This is a genomic window from Aromatoleum buckelii (assembly GCF_012910785.2).
Classification (GTDB): Bacteria; Pseudomonadota; Gammaproteobacteria; order Burkholderiales; family Rhodocyclaceae; genus Aromatoleum; species Aromatoleum buckelii.
Map to the genome: position 1 here is coordinate 1818532 of NZ_WTVH02000010.1, position 15065 is coordinate 1833596.

Annotated in this window: 15 protein-coding genes; all 15 read left to right on the forward strand. The window is 66.4% G+C overall.

Annotated elements, in window-relative coordinates; translation table 11 throughout:
* The first annotated feature begins 158 nt into the window (after nucleotides 1–158).
* The 15 genes from traD (at nucleotide 159) to GO608_RS19330 (ending at nucleotide 15059) form a co-directional block, all read left to right on the forward strand.
* On the forward strand, nucleotides 159–2288 hold the full coding sequence (gene traD, locus GO608_RS19260) for a type IV conjugative transfer system coupling protein TraD (protein WP_169200439.1): 2130 nt from the start codon (nucleotides 159–161) through the stop codon (nucleotides 2286–2288).
* Nucleotides 2285–3055 (forward strand): TIGR03747 family integrating conjugative element membrane protein, encoded by a 771-nt coding sequence (locus GO608_RS19265; protein WP_169200440.1) that lies wholly within the window; start codon nucleotides 2285–2287, stop codon nucleotides 3053–3055. The genes traD and GO608_RS19265 overlap by 4 nt, the downstream gene beginning before the upstream one ends.
* A gap of 17 nt (nucleotides 3056–3072) precedes the next feature.
* Nucleotides 3073–3369, forward strand: a complete 297-nt coding sequence (locus GO608_RS19270) for an integrative conjugative element protein, RAQPRD family (protein WP_169200441.1) — start codon at nucleotides 3073–3075, stop codon at nucleotides 3367–3369.
* Between the two features lie 16 nt (nucleotides 3370–3385).
* A complete protein-coding gene (locus GO608_RS19275; RefSeq protein ID WP_169200442.1) occupies nucleotides 3386–3616 on the forward strand; it encodes a DUF3262 family protein in 231 nt (76 codons plus the stop codon).
* Nucleotides 3617–3697: 81 nt separating this feature from the next.
* The gene (locus GO608_RS19280; RefSeq protein ID WP_169200443.1) at nucleotides 3698–4135 is read left to right on the forward strand and encodes a TIGR03745 family integrating conjugative element membrane protein; all 438 of its coding nucleotides are present in this window, start codon (nucleotides 3698–3700) and stop codon (nucleotides 4133–4135) included.
* Nucleotides 4136–4143: 8 nt separating this feature from the next.
* Nucleotides 4144–4578 (forward strand): TIGR03750 family conjugal transfer protein, encoded by a 435-nt coding sequence (locus tag GO608_RS19285; protein ID WP_169200444.1) that lies wholly within the window; start codon nucleotides 4144–4146, stop codon nucleotides 4576–4578.
* Between the two features lie 16 nt (nucleotides 4579–4594).
* Nucleotides 4595–5368, forward strand: a complete 774-nt coding sequence (locus GO608_RS19290; RefSeq protein WP_169200445.1) for a PFL_4703 family integrating conjugative element protein — start codon at nucleotides 4595–4597, stop codon at nucleotides 5366–5368.
* A 341-nt stretch (nucleotides 5369–5709) separates the two neighbouring features.
* Nucleotides 5710–6420, forward strand: a complete 711-nt coding sequence (locus GO608_RS19295) for a TIGR03749 family integrating conjugative element protein (RefSeq protein ID WP_169200446.1) — start codon at nucleotides 5710–5712, stop codon at nucleotides 6418–6420.
* 9 nt (nucleotides 6421–6429) lie between these two features.
* On the forward strand, nucleotides 6430–7884 hold the full coding sequence (locus GO608_RS19300) for a TIGR03752 family integrating conjugative element protein (protein ID WP_169200447.1): 1455 nt from the start codon (nucleotides 6430–6432) through the stop codon (nucleotides 7882–7884).
* A complete protein-coding gene (locus GO608_RS19305) occupies nucleotides 7871–8368 on the forward strand; it encodes a TIGR03751 family conjugal transfer lipoprotein (protein ID WP_247003341.1) in 498 nt (165 codons plus the stop codon). The genes GO608_RS19300 and GO608_RS19305 overlap by 14 nt, the downstream gene beginning before the upstream one ends.
* 13 nt (nucleotides 8369–8381) lie before the next feature.
* Nucleotides 8382–11231 (forward strand): conjugative transfer ATPase, encoded by a 2850-nt coding sequence (locus GO608_RS19310; protein WP_169200420.1) that lies wholly within the window; start codon nucleotides 8382–8384, stop codon nucleotides 11229–11231.
* Nucleotides 11231–11767 (forward strand): hypothetical protein, encoded by a 537-nt coding sequence (locus GO608_RS19315; protein WP_169200421.1) that lies wholly within the window; start codon nucleotides 11231–11233, stop codon nucleotides 11765–11767. The genes GO608_RS19310 and GO608_RS19315 overlap by 1 nt, the downstream gene beginning before the upstream one ends.
* Nucleotides 11764–13083 carry an integrating conjugative element protein gene (locus tag GO608_RS19320; protein ID WP_169200422.1) on the forward strand — a complete coding sequence of 440 codons (1320 nt, stop codon included), beginning with the start codon at nucleotides 11764–11766 and terminating at the stop codon, nucleotides 13081–13083. The genes GO608_RS19315 and GO608_RS19320 overlap by 4 nt, the downstream gene beginning before the upstream one ends.
* The gene (locus GO608_RS19325; RefSeq protein ID WP_169200423.1) at nucleotides 13080–13454 is read left to right on the forward strand and encodes a hypothetical protein; all 375 of its coding nucleotides are present in this window, start codon (nucleotides 13080–13082) and stop codon (nucleotides 13452–13454) included. Before GO608_RS19320 ends, GO608_RS19325 begins: the two co-directional genes overlap by 4 nt.
* A 12-nt stretch (nucleotides 13455–13466) precedes the next feature.
* Nucleotides 13467–15059 carry a conjugal transfer protein TraG N-terminal domain-containing protein gene (locus tag GO608_RS19330; RefSeq protein WP_169200424.1) on the forward strand — a complete coding sequence of 531 codons (1593 nt, stop codon included), beginning with the start codon at nucleotides 13467–13469 and terminating at the stop codon, nucleotides 15057–15059.
* Nucleotides 15060–15065: the final 6 nt, after the last annotated feature.

Consider the following 15065-nt stretch of genomic DNA (forward strand, 5'->3'; position numbering starts at 1 on the left):
GCGCCCTATCCCATTCGCTTCGATCTTTCTCCTTACCGCCGCGGTTTTTTCGACTCCTCCACCGCTGCAACGGCGGTTTTAGCACAACCATGGTCCGCTTCAATGGCCTCCTCTCGGGCTATGGATCATGGTTGTGCGCTCTTCTTGCGGAATCGCACATGAGCCAGGGCACCATCGAGGCGTGGCTGCGCCCCCCAATCGAAATCTGGAGTGCCCTGACCGCGGCGAGTTGCGGGCTCGTCGCACTCGTCGCCCCGTGGGCACTGATGATGCCGCCTGACCTTGGCCTTGGCACCGCCGGCCTCGCCTTCGGCTTCTCCGGCCTGCGCGCCCGCCAGGCATGGCGCGTAGGCCGTTATCAGTACGGGCTCACCCGGTACAAGGTGACGACCATCGCGCCGCACAAACTGCCGCGCGTTCCGGGAAAGCTGTACCTGGGCGAAGGCTTCGCGTGGGGGCAACAACACACCCAGCGCCGCATCGACGCCACGCGGCCACAGGCCCACCCCTATCTGGTCGAGGGCGCAAGCTTTCGCGCGATGCGCGCGCTACTCCGCGCGATGGGTCCGACCCCGCTCAAGCCGCTGTCCGCGGCGCTCCTCCTCCCGCGTTGGTGGAACCCGCTCTCCGAACCTCCCGATCTCGGCGGGACGCCGGTACTGCATGGGGTCGAGCCGGACGAGGTCCACGTCGCGCTCGGGCAGAAGCATCGTCCCGGTCACCTCGCCGTCCTCGGCACGACCCGCGTCGGCAAGACTCGTGCGATGGAACTCTTCGTCACTCAGGACATCCGCGATGGGAAGGTCGTCATCGTCATCGACCCGAAGGGCGACGCAGACCTCATGCTGCGCGTCCATGCCGAGGCCGCTCGCGCCGGGCGCCTGGACCAGCTCTACCTCTTCCACCTGGGCTACCCCGACATCTCCGCCCGTTACAACGGCATCGGCAACTTCGCCCGCATCACCGAGGTCGCGAACCGCACGACGAATCCGCTGCCCTCCAGCGGCAACTCGGCGGCGTTCAAGGAATTCGCGTGGCGCTTCACGAATCTCGTCGCCCAGGCCCAGGTCGCCCTCGGGCAGGTCCCCACCTACGGCCTGCTGCTTCGCAACATCACCGACATCGAGCCCCTCTTCCTGCGCTACGCGACCCACGTGTTGCGCACGGAGGGACCCGAGAACTGGGAGACCCTGGTAGAGGACGTACAGACCCGCATCGAAAAGCGCCAGATCACCGTTCCGCGCGCGCTACAGGATCGCAGCGACCGCCTGATCGCCCTCGTGCACGTACTGAAAGATCTGCAACTGCCCAATGCGGTACTGCAGGGGCTTGCCACCGCAGTGCGCTACGAACGGAGCTTCTTTGAGAAGATCGTGGCCTCGCTCGGCCCCTTCCTGGAGAAGCTCACCACCGGCCCCGTCGGCAAGCTGATCTCGCCCGATTACTTCGATCCGGCCGACGATCGTCCCATCTTCGACTGGATGCAGATCATCCGCCAGGACGGCATCGTCTATGTGGGCCTCGACGCGCTCTCCGATGCCACGGTCGCGGCGGCTGTCGGCAACTCGATGCTCGCCGATCTCGTGAGCGTCGGCGGCAAGCTCTACAAGACCGGCCTCGATCCTCACCACCCCGAGGGCAAGATCATCCTGCCCGACGTGGCCTGCCACTTCGACGAGGTCAACGAGATCGCGGGCCCCGAGTTCGTGCCGATGGTGAACAAGCTCGGCGGCTCGGGTTTCAGCATCACCGCCTACACCCAGACCATTCCCGACATCGAGGCGAAGCTCGGCGATGCCGCCAAGGCTCGCCAAGTGCTGGGCAACTTCAACAACCTCATCATGCTGCGCGTGAAGGACCCGGGCACCGCGGAGTTCTTCTGCAACCAGTTGCCCGAGGTCGACGTCCAGCATCTGATGGTGGTGACCGGCGTGAGCGACACGGACGGGTCGACCGAGACGGATTTCACCTCGCGCAACGAGGACCGCCTCACCACACAACGGATGCCGATGATCTCCCCCGCCGACATCATGGCCCTGCCCCAAGGCCAGGCCTTCGCGCTACTGGAGGGCAACCGCCTCTTCAAGCTGCGCTTTCCGCTGCCCGATGCCACGAACGATCGCTTCATTCCGGCGTCGCTCCGCGACGTGGCGATCCAGATGCGGGCCAAGTATCGAACGGCCGAGGACTGGGCCGCGCAGACCGATTGGCTGAAGGACATGCCGATCGGGCTCGTCGCGCCACTGGGCTTCGACACGTCGGGCGGTGACACCGGGGAGGCATCATGAGTACGACCGCTTCGACCTCGCCCCCCGCCCACCACCCGGCACCCCAGGCATCGACCGCAGCGGCGGGCCGGTCCCGCGGCCCCATTGCCGCCCTGGTGAGCGTTGTAGTCGGCCTCGCCTTTTCCACCCTCAGCTCATGGATCTTCGGGACGGCCCTCACCGTCCTGGGCGATCACACGTTCTGGAAGGGCCGCGGCGTCGAGCGCGCGATGGCCGCAGTGGAGGAGGACTTCGGTTACCTCCAAGGCTATCCCCGATCGCTCATGGTCGACGACACGGTCGCCCTTGCGCGCGACTTCGCCGAACTCGTCGCACGTCCGTTCCGGTGGCTGGGCGCTCCCGCCTTCATCGTCCGTACGGCTGCCATCGAGCCCGACGTGGTGGCGAATCCCCATGCGCGCGCCGCTCGCCGCATCGTCAAGGAAGCCGGGCGCGTCGTCGAGACCGCTATCTACGTCGCCCAGGACACCGCCATCCGCCTGGCGATCGCCTTCTTTGCGCTGCCGGCCTTCGCGATGGCGATCCTCATCGGCCTGATCGATGGCCTGGTCCGCCGCGACCTGCGCAAGTGGACCGGTGGCCGGGAGTCCTCCTACGTCTACCACCACTCGAAGCGCTTTGCCTGGTGGTTCCTCACTGCCGGCTTCACCGCCTATCTCGCGTGGCCCTTCGACGGATTCAATCCGGCATACCTCGTCCTGATCTTCGCAACCCTGGTGGCCGCCGCCGTCTCGACCACCGCCAGCACGTTCAAGAAGTACTTGTAGCAACCGAGGAGTCCGTCATGTCATTGCCGCTCCGCTCCACCATCGCCGCCCTTGTCGCCGCTGCCGCCTTGCCGGTGGCGGCCGACGCCGACCGCGAGCGCGAGAACCTCGCGCGCCTCGAGCACGAGCTCGCGCTTCTCGCCTCCGAGATTCGCGCGGCGAAGGCCGATGCCCCCTCCATTGCTCGCATCCATTTTCAGTACGACGACCTCGCCCGCGACATCGATCTCATCCGCGCCGGTATCGCCGATCACCTCGACGCGCCGCGCCATCCTCGCCCGATCGAACCGCTGAAGGGCGATTACCGGCGTTGAGCCCGGAAGCACCGCCATGTCGCCCCAACAGTCCGCCGCCTTCGCTGCCGCCGCCGGCTACCAGCCCGGCTACATCGCGCTGTTCTTTGCCCTGCTCGTGGGCGCCGTGATCGTCCTCTGGGCCGCCGACATGGTGCGCAGACTCGGGATCGAAGGCATCGACGACCCGCGCCGTCTACCTATGCTCCTGTTCTACAAGCTGCGCGTGCTGATCATCGTCCTGTTGCTGATCGATCTGCTCACCTAGATCGCGGCCACCCTCGCAGGCTGAGCCGCAAGCCTGCAAGCCTTCCACGGTGCGGCGCCTCACCTTTTCACGGAGGAAACCATGAAGCTCCTCATCCCACCTTCGGGCGCAGCGAGCACCACGGATCGTCACATGGCACAAGCGCCGGCGCCTTGTCTGTGGCACCAGGCGAACCGCGCCGCCCGCGCCCTGTTGCTGGGCCTCGCCGTCCTCGCCTCGGCTTTCCTCGTCGAACCGGCCTTGGCCGAACTGCCGACGGCCGTCGCCGCAGACGGCGCCGCTTCCGGGGACTACATCGCGATCGGCAAGCAGTACTTCAAGAACGGTCTGATTGTTCTCGGACTCATCATCGCCACGCTGGGCTTCATCGCGGTCGCCGCGGGCGGCATCGCGAAGTTCAACGAATACCGCATGGGTCGCGCGGAGCTCGGGGATCTGGGCGTGCTGGCCGTCGTCGGTGCCGTGGTGCTGGTGCTCATGGTCTACCTCCTCAACGAGGCCGCCGTCATCATCGACTAGACGCCGCCATGGACTCCTCCAGCCCCCTGGCGTCGCTGCCGGAGATCTCCGTCGGGCCGGGCCCAGCACCGCTGCCGGATCGGGTGAACGCGGAGCCCGCGATCATCAAAGGACTCTCGTACACCGAGTCCAAGTGGACCATCGGGATGGCCTTCCTGCTGTGGTTCCCGGTGGGCAGCGTGGTGGGCCTCGCCCTGCGGCACTTCCCGGTGGCCGTGCTCATCATCGCCACCGGTCCCATTGCCACGGTCTGGCTCACGGCAGGGTACCTCGCCACGATGAAGCGCAATCGCCCCGATCACTACTACGTTCAGTTGCTCAAGCGTCGCGCGGCGCGCCTCGGCCTCATCCGCTCCCATTTCGTCACGCACGCGGGCGCCTGGGACCTCGGCCGCACACTCGAGCCCCCTCGGGTGGCGAAACGCCGGAACCCGTTGTGCTGAGACCCGGAGCATTGCCATGCCCGCCTACACCGACAACCTCGCAAACGCCCGCGCGACGATTCGCCTCCAGTCCTGGGCCATCCTCGTTGCGCTGGTCATCGTGCTGATCGCGGTGGCCGACCGGTTCATGAGGCAGACGGACTTCACCGTGCACATTCCGCCAGACCTCTCCCGCGGAGCCACCGTTCGGGGGGGACGTACACCGGCGGTTCCGCCTCCGAACGTCTATGCCTTCGGGTATCTGATCTGGCAGCAGGTCAACCGCTGGGCCAAGGATGGCTCCAAGGACTACGTCGCGCAGATCTACGCGCTCCAGAACTACCTGACGCCCTCCTGCCGGGAGCAGCTCCTCAGGGATGTCAGCACCAAGGCCGGGGATGCGGAGCTGATCCAGCGCACCCGCGCCCTCCTGGAGATTCCCGGGTACGGCTATACCGCGAACCGGGTGACGGCGCACGGCAACGGAGGATGGACCGTGCTCCTCGACGCCCAGATTCTCGAGACCTCCAGGGGAATGCCCGTCAAGGACACCTTCATCCGCTATCCCCTGCACGTCGTGCGCTACGACGTGGACCGTGAGCGCAACCCCTGGGGTCTCGCCCTGAACTGCTTTGCCGGCCGTTATCCCGAACGGATCGACCCGCAGGCGCTCGAGGCGCCGATCGCCACCCAGCCGGCGCCCGCGGCACCACTGCCTCCGGCCGCAGCACCCTCGGCTGCCGATCCAGGTTCGGACCTGCCGGAGGCCGTGCCGCTACGGATCCCGGAACCCCAGGAGAAGTCGCCATGATCGCCAGTCGCGCCGCCCCAGCGCTTGTTTGCCTCGGTGTTCTTGCCTCCGCCTCTGCACAGCAGCCCGAAGCCACGGCCACGTTCCCGGCAAACCTGTCACCGCGTCCTGTCGGGCCAGAGGCGGTGCCAACCTGGCATCCCGCAGGCACGACGACCATGGATCTCGGTGCCCTTCCCCCGCAACCGGCTCCCTCGCCCGCTCCGGCACCCACTCCGGATTCCGACCGCTCTACGGCTGGGAAACCCGCACATTCTCCATCACCCCTCGAAACGCAGGCGGCAGCCCGCCCACCCGCTCGCCCCGTCGATCGCCAGCCCGATGGCGGCCGTACCCAGCATATGCTCTTCGAGCGCCTCCCCGTCCAGTTGCTCCTGAGCCCGGAGCGGGAGCGCCTGGTGCAATTCCCGTTCGTCGCGGCAATCGATGTGCCCGCCGGCCTACAGAGTCTGCTCGAGGTCCAGATTATCGAAGACACCGCGTATCTGACTGCAAACGCCCCCTTCCCGCGCACACGCCTGTATGCCCAGGCGATCGACGGCAACGCGACGGTTCCGCTCGATGTCGAGTCGCTCGAAGGAGTCCAGGTCCCGCCGATGCTCCGCGTCCATCTACCCGGTGATGTCGCAGGAGAGCGTGATGAGCGCGCCGAAAGCCGGTCGAACGACGACCCGGCGGTCGACATGATCCAGCTCACGCGCTACGCCGCGCAGATGCTGTATGCGCCAGCCCGCCTGCTTCCCGCGCTGCCGGGTGTGCGCCAGGAGGCGGTCGATCAGTCGCCCATGGTCGGCCTCTACCGGGGTGGAGAGATCGAAACCGCGCCTCTCGGGGCCTGGTCGAGTGGGTCACTGCACGTGACGGCGGTGCGCTTCACGAACCGCACCGGGCGCGCCATCGACCTCGAGCTGGACATGCGGTGGCTACGGGGGCAGTGGATCGCCGCCACGCCCCAGCACTGGCATCTCTCACCCCATGGTTCCGAGGCCGACACCACCGCCGTCTACCTCGTCTCCGATCGGCCGTTCCCGGCCGTGCCGCTGTGGCGCTAGGAGGCCGTCATGCAGATCGCCCAGAACAGGCTCGTCCCCGTCCTCGCCGTGATTGCCCTCATCGGGACCGGATACATCCTCTACAAGCAGAGCGAGTCGCCGGGCGTCGAGCCTGGCCCGCCCCTGACCAAAGTGCCGGAGGCCCCCTTGCCACCCACCGCCAAGGGGGCCGACGCCGATACGCCGCAGGAAACCCTCAAGACCGTGGTCGCGGGCTACACCGAGCTGAACGACCGGGTGCAGTCTTTGATCGCCGAAAACCGCCGCCTGCAGGAGCAGAACGATCGCCACCAGCGCAGCGAGGACCGCATCCGCGAACAGCTTCGCCGCGAGCTGCGCACCGAGATGACAACCGAAATGGACGCCCTCAAGCGCCAGCAGCCCGCCGCGCCCGACTCTCAGCCGTCGGGCGGTCTACTCGGATCAGCGGTCGGCGCGGCAAACCTTCCTGCCGGCTTCGGCTTCGACAAGGCGAAACCGGATGCGGCAACATTCGCCGGGACCGGCGCGCCGACTCGCGTCCTGCCACTGGGCTACGAGATGGGCAAGGGCGCCGATGGACGGCAAGGTGCTGTGCGCAAGGTCACCCTCGGCGAAGGGGCGCCGCCCGCCAACCGGACGAAGGGTGCCCAGGCTCGAACGGCCACCCCTGCCCCCACGCCGTTCTACACGATCCCGGAGAACGCGACCCTGACGGGTGTCGCCAACATGACCGCGATCATCGGCCGGGTACCGGTGGACGGCAAGGTGACCGATCCGATGCAGTTCAAGCTTCTGCTGGGGCCCGAGAACCTGGCCGCCAACGGTCATTACCTTCCCCGTAACCTCGCCGGCGTCGTGGTATCGGGAATCGCCATCGGGGACATGACGCTCTCCTGCGCCGAGGGTCTCATCCAGTCTATGACCTTCGTCTTCAACGACGGGAGCATTCAGACGGTCAGCCGTCGCCGCGACGGCACGACCCCGTTGTACGGCGCGACCGGCGGGACGGCCGTCGGCAAACCTTCGCTCGCCGCGGCGCCGAAGCTCGGCTGGATCTCCGACCGCCACGGCAACCCTTGCATCCCCGGGCAGTTCGTCACCAACGCTCCGACCGTCCTCACCGACACCATCGGCCTGCGGAGCCTGTCGATCGCGGGCCAGGCAGCGGCCGCGGCCCAAACGACCACGACGGAGAACGTCTTCGGGACCACCAGCAGCCGGGTCACGGGAAGCAAGGGCACCTACATCCTCGGGCAGATGGCGAGCGCCGGCACCGACGAGGTGACGAACTGGCTGATGCGCCGACTCGCCGACAGTTTCGATGCGGTCGTCGTACGCGCTGGCGGCGAGGTGGACGTGCACATCGACGCCGAGATCCAGATCGACAAGGCGCCCGACGCGAGGCGCATCGACTACGGGCGTCTGGACGCGTCAGCAACCGGGACTTCCCATCTGCGAGGTAGCTACTATGGACTGGACTGATTCTTCGCGAATCGCGCGTCTCCTCGCGGCCGTGGCGATGGTAGTCCTCGCCCTCGGCGCCTGCAGCGTCGCCGGACCCCGCAAATCGCCCTTGCCCGACGACGGGCCCACCGTCGAGGAGATCTACCGCGAACGCACCTCCGAGTACCAGCGCATCCGCGCCCGCGAAGCCCTCCCGCTGCGGCCCGCCACCGAAGTCTTGCCCGGCCCGGTCCTGGAGCCGGCGATGCTCCAGCTCGAACGCCGCTTCGCCCGGCTCCCCAACCCGGATCTCATCATGGTCGTGTTTCCCCACCTGTCCCGAGGGAAGTATCCGGCGCCGGGCTACGTGACGGCCTTTCCAATGTACGAGCGGATCGAGTACTTGCTCCCCGGCGAGGCGGACGCGATGCGGCCGGCGCGCACGCCGACTTCCGCGTCCACTCCCGCCCCGAGCGTCCCGCCGGCCCGCGACCCCGCCACCACCCGGGTTGCCCGTCCCTGAGGGAGCGATTGCCATGCTCGGACTGATTCGCATGCTGGGGCTCACACTAAAGGCAGGGTCCGCCCCGGATGACGACAAGGGCTCCCACCGCGAGCCCGCCATGTCGAGGAAACCGCTCCCGGTCCGGGAGCGCCGGCGGCTTGCCTCCCGTCCTCCCAGCATCACCGACCTTCTGCCCTGGCGGGACTTCGACGAGGAGACCGGTACCTTCCTCCTTGAGGACGGCGTCTCGCGCGCACTGCTCTACGAACTCGACCCGCTGCCGAGCGAGGCCTGCGCCGACCAATACCTCAAGGCACGCTGCGCCGAGATCCAGGCAGCCCTTCAGGCCCTGCCCGAGTACGACGAGGCGCCTTGGGTCGTCCAGTTCTTCTGCAACGACGACACAGACCTCTCGTGGCAGATCGAGCGCATACGCGAATACATTGTCTCGGTACATGCCAAGGCCCCCGAGCGGGCGCGGCAGATTCTCGCGAGCGACTTCACGCGCCACTTCCTCGCCGAGATGGCTGAGCATCTGTCGCTCGTAGCCCGGCCCGAGGGCCTCTTCCTTGACGAAGGCGTTTCGGGCAACCGGTGGCGCGGTCAGATCCGCCGCGTGCGTTGCGCCATCTATCGCCGCTTCCCACCAAACTTCGATTTCTCCCGGGAGCTCCTCGATCCCGTCGAGACGCTGCGGCAGACAGCACGCGGGCTCGTCGCCGGTCTGGCGCAGACCGGCATCCATGCCCGGCCGATGAACGCCGCAGACTTCCATGCGTGGCTCCTGCCGTTCTTCAACCCAAAGCCCGACTTCGCCGGAACCGTGGGCGAGCTCCTCCGGCTGTGTCCGTACCCTGGACCTGACGAGGCGCCTGACGACCTCGATCTTGGCGAACTGCTCTTCCTCGCTGCACCCAAGTCGGATCCCGAAGCGGGTTTGTGGTTTTTCGACGGCCGTCCCGTGCGCGCGCTGGCACTGCAGTCGATGCGCAAGCTCCCCGAGATCGGCCACTTCACCGCCGAACGTGACCAAGCCGGCAAGCTCTTCGCGCGTTTCGACCGTTTTCCCGAAGGCGCGATGCTGTCGGCCACCCTCGTGATCTGCCCCCAGGACACGATGACCGGTCGCGTGGAAGCCATCAAGAGCGCCTCGCGCGCAAACACCCTCGAAGCCGCCCACACCTATGACGAGGCGGTGGCCGTCCTCGACAACATGCGCACCGACAAGCTCTACCCGATGTATCTGACGCTTTTCGTGCGGGGCGAGGACACCACCCAGCTGGGGCGCACGGTGGCGGACCTCACGGCCGCCCTGCATATATCGGGGCTCAGGTTCATTCAGCCGGTGGACGAGCTGCAGGGCTGCGACGTCTTCCTGCGCGCACTGCCGATGTGCTTCGATCCCCGGTTCGACGCCCGCCACCTGCGCCGCTCGCGCCTCGCCTTCGCCTCCCAGATCGCCGCCCTGCTTCCCCTCTATGGGCGCGCCCGCGGCACAGGCAACCCCGGCTTCTGGCTGTGGAACCGCGGCGGCGAACCCCTCCTGTTCGATCCCTTGAATCCCCGCGATCGCAACAAGAACGCCCACCTCCTCACCTTGGGTCCGACCGGCGCCGGCAAGTCCGCGACGCTGTGCTATCTCGCGATGCAGATGATGGCCATCTACCGTCCGCGCTTTTTCATCATCGACGCAGGGAAATCCTTCGGCCTACTGGGCGAGCACATGCGCCGCCATGGGCTCACCGTCAACCAGGTCGAGCTCACCCCCGACACGGAGGTCAGCCTCCCGCCCTTCGCCATGGCCCCCCGACTCTTCGATCAGGACGGAATCAAGGCCTTCGACGAGACGTTCGGGACGCCGGATGAAGACGAGCTCCCGGATTCGGACGCTGCCGAAGTTTCCGCGGTACTCGAGGAGGATGACGAAGCTGCGGACCCCGGCAAGCGCGACATCCTGGGCGAGATGGTGATTGCAGCCAAGCTGATGATTACCGGCGGAGAAGAACGCGAAATGCGCAAGATGAGCCGCGCCGACCGCTACCTGATCGCTCGCGGAATCCTGGCCGCCGCGCGCCAAAGCCGCGATCGCGGCCAGTCGCATCCGCGGGTGCAGGACCTAGCCCACGCCCTGATGGCCATGCGTAGCGACGAAAAGCTGGGCCCCTCGCGGCGCGACCGGGCCGAGGAGATGGGCCAGGCCATGATGGTCTTCTGCGAGGGACTGCGCGGACGGCTCTTCAACCGGTACGGCGCGACCTGGCCGGATGCGGACGTCACAATTGTGGAGATGGGCACGCTGGCGCAGGAGGGCTATGAGGATGCCCTTGCAGTCGCCTATACGTCCCTGATCACCCACGTCCAGGCGCTCGCCGAGGCGACCCAGTATGACCATCGCCCCATCATCAACCTGACCGATGAAGGGCACATCATCACCGCCAACGATCTGCTGAACGTCTACTCGGTCAAGATCACCAAGATGTGGCGGAAGCTCGGGGCATGGTACTGGCTCGGCACCCAGAACATGCAGGACTTCCCGGCCTCGGCCTCCCGCATCCTGAACATGTGCGAGCACTGGGTGCTGCTCACGATGGATCGCGACGAGATCGAACAGGTCGCCCGCTTCCGCACCTTGACCCACGAGCAGCGCGCGCTGATGGAGTCCGCCCGCAAGGAGCCGCCGAAGTACACCGAGGGGGTGATCCTCAATCCGCAGATGCAGGCCCTCTTCAGGAACGTGCCCCCGCCGCTCGCCATCGCGCTCGCGATGACAGAGAAACACGAGAAGGCCTGGCGCCTGGACATCATGAAAGCCACCGGCTGCACGGAGCTCGAGGCGGCCTATGCGATCTCCCGCGAGATCGCGGCGAAGAGGGCCACGTGATGGACGCCCCGGATCCTCGCGTACCCCTTACCGGCGACCTCGCCCTGAGCGTGCAGCTCGACCGCGTTGCAGCCGAAGCCCGCGGGAATCACCGGCTACTCTTCCTGGAGCACCTACCCGACGACACGTTTGCCCTGTGGGCCCGCGCCAAGGCTATCGCGGAGCCGGACGATGTGGCCTACATCCACCTGCTGCCGAGCGGCCGAGGGGTCGTTTCCGGGGTCATCACCGGCCTCGAGGTGGACGGCGACGGCCTGGACGACGACCTCAACACCGTGCTCTTCGGGCGCGCTCTGGTCCTCGTGGCCGGCCTCGACAATGCCCGCAAGCATCTGGGCGGGCGCCCGTTCGATTGGCTGGACTGGGCCGCCACCGCCCTGCCGCTCATGGTCGCCAGTACCGTGGACGCGACGCCGTTCGTACGCCGTCTGGGACGCCACCCCGTCGCCGTCGACCAGATCCTCAACGGCCGATTCTCGGGCACGGCCGCCCAGCTCGCGGACCGCGCCATCAAGTCCTCGCGGGAAAACCCATGAAGACAATGCGAAACTTTGCTGCAGCCGTCCTCCTTGGCCTCACTGCGACGGTCGTCCAGGCGGCCGACATCCCAAGCACCGGCTCCAGCCTCTATTACCGGCTGGGAGGCGGCGATCCCGCCTCGCGTGCCGCAAACCCCCGCGGCGTCCCCTACAAGCTCGCCTTGTCGGGGGTGGCACGCCTTCACTACTCATGCGGAGCCTACGACTTCGGGTTGTCCTTTCAGACCTTGATGAACCAGTTCGCAGCGCTTGGGACCCAGGTCACCAACGGCGTCAAGGCAGGCATCACGGCGCTTCCGCTGTACCTGTTCCAGCGCGCCTCGCCCGGCTTGTATGAGCTGTTTCAGACCTACGCTAAAAAGGCCGAGGTGGCGATCCAGATCGCCACCAAAAGCTGCGAGGAGATGGAGGCCCAGATCAAGGCCGGCGAGGATCCCTACGAGGATTTCATTCGCATGGCGCGGGGCGAGGCCTGGAAGCAGCAGGCGACCCTCACCAGGGATGTGGTAGCGGCGAAAGACAGTGTGGGCCTCAGTGCGGGGAATGACGGCATCACCTGGGTGGGAGGAGGAAAGGCTGGGGGCGTCGACCAGGAACCGGTCCGGATCGTATACGACACGGTATTCGGAGGTTTCAACGTCACAATGGGGCAAGCGCCCAAGACGCCGTCCGCCACCTATCCCGCTGTCAAATTGACCGGCACCTTCCCCTCTCCGGGAAGTGCCGCCACGTTCGGAACGGACGTACTTGGCGATGTGGAGGTCACTACCTGCAAGGAGAATGGCTGCCCCGTCCCGCAGTCGAAAACCGGCCTTGGCCTGATACAGAAGTTCGAGCTTGAAATCCCGGTTGTGCAAGGGCAAATCGACGCCGTATTTGCCAACGTCGTGCCACGCGGGACGGATCTGGCGGTGGCCTCCGCCCCTGGCGTCGTCGTGACGCGCGAGCTCGTCGACGCCATCCGCGAGCTCCCTGCCATCGAGCAAGGCATTGCGCGGCAGCGACTGGTCCAGGACGTGGCGCTAGCGAGGACCGTCGACAAGGCACTGATCATCCGGAACCTGCTCCTGACGGGACGAATGATCCCCGAGGTATACAAGACCGCCAATACACAGATCGAGTCCAAGCTCGCGGAGCTGAACCGCCACATAGACGACGTGCTCTACGAGGCCAACGTCCGTAAGCGCGTCATCTCCGAGACGGCGACGGTCCTGTTGGACAGTTATCACGCGACGCGCGCCGCTTCGGCCGCAAACGCCGTGCAGCAGCCGGTCGACCAGCAACCGATGATCGGTGGGCGGGTAAAGAAATGACTGTTCATCCGTTGCCGTCGGGACGCCGGCGCCTCGTCACCCGTCCGCTCGCGCGCTCCGCCGTTGTCGCCCTTCTAGCGGTCATCGGTGTCGCCGCTTTTGTCGTGGTAGCGGTGGTCTCGTTCGGATTCCGCGACGATCTGGTCGTCCTGCACCGAGCCGTTGGGCGGATCAAGCCGTATCTGGTCGGCGTGCACCTCCTCGCCATCGCAGCCCTGTGGCTCGCCTGGCCGCGGCTTGCCCACCGGCTGCCGGCTCGATGGCCAGAAGAGGCTCGTGCGGCGTTTCTGGGCGCGCGCCATCGGATTTGCATCGCCCTGCTCGCGATCGAACTCCTCGTGGTGCTCGGCATTCCGTTCGGCCGCATGTAGGAGGAACCCATCGTGAGCGTCGACAGTTACCTGGAGCTCTTCACCACCATGTACGGCTGGGCGTTCGCGGGCGTCTTTCGCGACATCCTGGTGGACACCGGCATCATCTTCCTCCCCTTCCTCTTCATCATCATCGGCACCTGGTTGCGCGCTCATGAAATCAACGCGGTCGAGGGCGCCGATGCGGCCTGGATGGTCCGGAAGATGGAGGTCGAGTTCTGGACCGCCATCTTCGTCATGGCCTTCTGCTTCACGCCGGTCGGCACCAGCCTAGAGAACGTCAACCTGCGCCACACGCCCGCCGCGACCGCACTCGATCAGGCCCCTGCCACTGCAACCGGAACGAACTCGGACAGCACCTACGACGATGCCTTCAGTTCGGTGCCGCAGCACCTCGCGCTGCCCCCCTGGTGGTTTGCCGTCATGAGCGTGTCTGGCGGGTTCAACGATGCGGTGCGGGGAGGCATTTCGGGTGGCTTGAGCGGCCTCCGGGAGGTGGAGGAATTCGCCCGCTCTGCCGCGGTGGAAGACCCGACCCTGCGCGCGGAGGTACAGCGCTTCTACAACGAATGCTACTTGCCGGCACGGTCCCGCTACCTAGAAGATCCGCCATCCCCTGCCGCGGCAGCCGCCCTAGAGGCCTACGGCGACGGTGATCCCGACTGGATGGGAAGCCACGCCTTTCAGTCCGACCCGAAACTCTACCCGGCCCTGCATGCGCGAGCCGGCGTGCCGGGCTTCGCCCTGGACGTTGCCCTTCAGGATGCTGACATGGACGCCAACGCCGCCGTCCCGGACTATGGGCGCCCCACCTGTCATGAATGGTGGACGGATCCCACGCTCGGGGTGCGCGCCAAGCTGGTCAAAGGCATCGGCAGCCTTGCGTCGGCAACCACGTCGCTGACCGAGAAGGTGGCGCTGGTCTTCAGCTCAGTGGCCGCCGAGAAGCGCGAGGATGGCTTGGCAAGGCTCGCCATGGGACGGTCGAACCCTGCGATTGCACCCGAAACGATGCTGCCCGACGACAACCGCCGCTGGTACCAGGCCCTCCTCGGCGCTGGCCCTGACGTCGCCGGGATGGCCGGAATGGTTAACAAGGCGCTTCACGCCCAGGCATCCCGCTTCCCCATCATTCAGTTCGCAACCCTGGCCCAGCCCCTGATCCTCATGGGCATCTACATGTTCCTGCCCCTGATCCTCGTTTTCGGGCGCTACAGCGTTCAGATCATGTTCCTGGGTGCGCTCGCCATCTTCACAGTCAAGCTGTGGGCAGTCCTCTGGTACATCGCGATGTGGATCGACGAACACCTGTGGGTTGCGATGTACCCCGACAGCGGACATCTGCTGTTCAACGTCCTGCACCTGGAGTTCGACACGGCACTCAAACGCAGCAGCTTGAATACGCTCCTCATCGGCCTTTACCTCGGCCTGCCCCTGATCTGGAGCGGGATGATGGGGTGGGCGAGCCTGCACGTGGTCCACGGCATCGACGCCATGAAACACAGCGCAATCACAGCAGGCATGGCCGCAGGGCAATCCGGAACGAACATCGCCACCCGCTTCGTCGGTGGCGTCGGGAACACACCCCGACGGGGTCGAAGATGAGCGTAC

Bases quoted from the DNA above. Each gene is read 5' to 3' on its own strand.
- traD (WP_169200439.1), top strand. From the start codon at position 159: ATGAGCCAGGGCACCATCGAGGCGTGGCTGCGCCCCCCAATCGAAATC.
- GO608_RS19265 (WP_169200440.1), top strand. From the start codon at position 2,285: ATGAGTACGACCGCTTCGACCTCGCCCCCCGCCCACCACCCGGCACCC.
- GO608_RS19270 (WP_169200441.1), top strand. From the start codon at position 3,073: ATGTCATTGCCGCTCCGCTCCACCATCGCCGCCCTTGTCGCCGCTGCC.
- GO608_RS19275 (WP_169200442.1), top strand. From the start codon at position 3,386: ATGTCGCCCCAACAGTCCGCCGCCTTCGCTGCCGCCGCCGGCTACCAG.
- GO608_RS19280 (WP_169200443.1), top strand. From the start codon at position 3,698: ATGAAGCTCCTCATCCCACCTTCGGGCGCAGCGAGCACCACGGATCGT.
- GO608_RS19285 (WP_169200444.1), top strand. From the start codon at position 4,144: ATGGACTCCTCCAGCCCCCTGGCGTCGCTGCCGGAGATCTCCGTCGGG.
- GO608_RS19290 (WP_169200445.1), top strand. From the start codon at position 4,595: ATGCCCGCCTACACCGACAACCTCGCAAACGCCCGCGCGACGATTCGC.
- GO608_RS19295 (WP_169200446.1), top strand. From the start codon at position 5,710: ATGCTCTTCGAGCGCCTCCCCGTCCAGTTGCTCCTGAGCCCGGAGCGG.
- GO608_RS19300 (WP_169200447.1), top strand. From the start codon at position 6,430: ATGCAGATCGCCCAGAACAGGCTCGTCCCCGTCCTCGCCGTGATTGCC.
- GO608_RS19305 (WP_247003341.1), top strand. From the start codon at position 7,871: ATGGACTGGACTGATTCTTCGCGAATCGCGCGTCTCCTCGCGGCCGTG.
- GO608_RS19310 (WP_169200420.1), top strand. From the start codon at position 8,382: ATGCTCGGACTGATTCGCATGCTGGGGCTCACACTAAAGGCAGGGTCC.
- GO608_RS19315 (WP_169200421.1), top strand. From the start codon at position 11,231: ATGGACGCCCCGGATCCTCGCGTACCCCTTACCGGCGACCTCGCCCTG.
- GO608_RS19320 (WP_169200422.1), top strand. From the start codon at position 11,764: ATGAAGACAATGCGAAACTTTGCTGCAGCCGTCCTCCTTGGCCTCACT.
- GO608_RS19325 (WP_169200423.1), top strand. From the start codon at position 13,080: ATGACTGTTCATCCGTTGCCGTCGGGACGCCGGCGCCTCGTCACCCGT.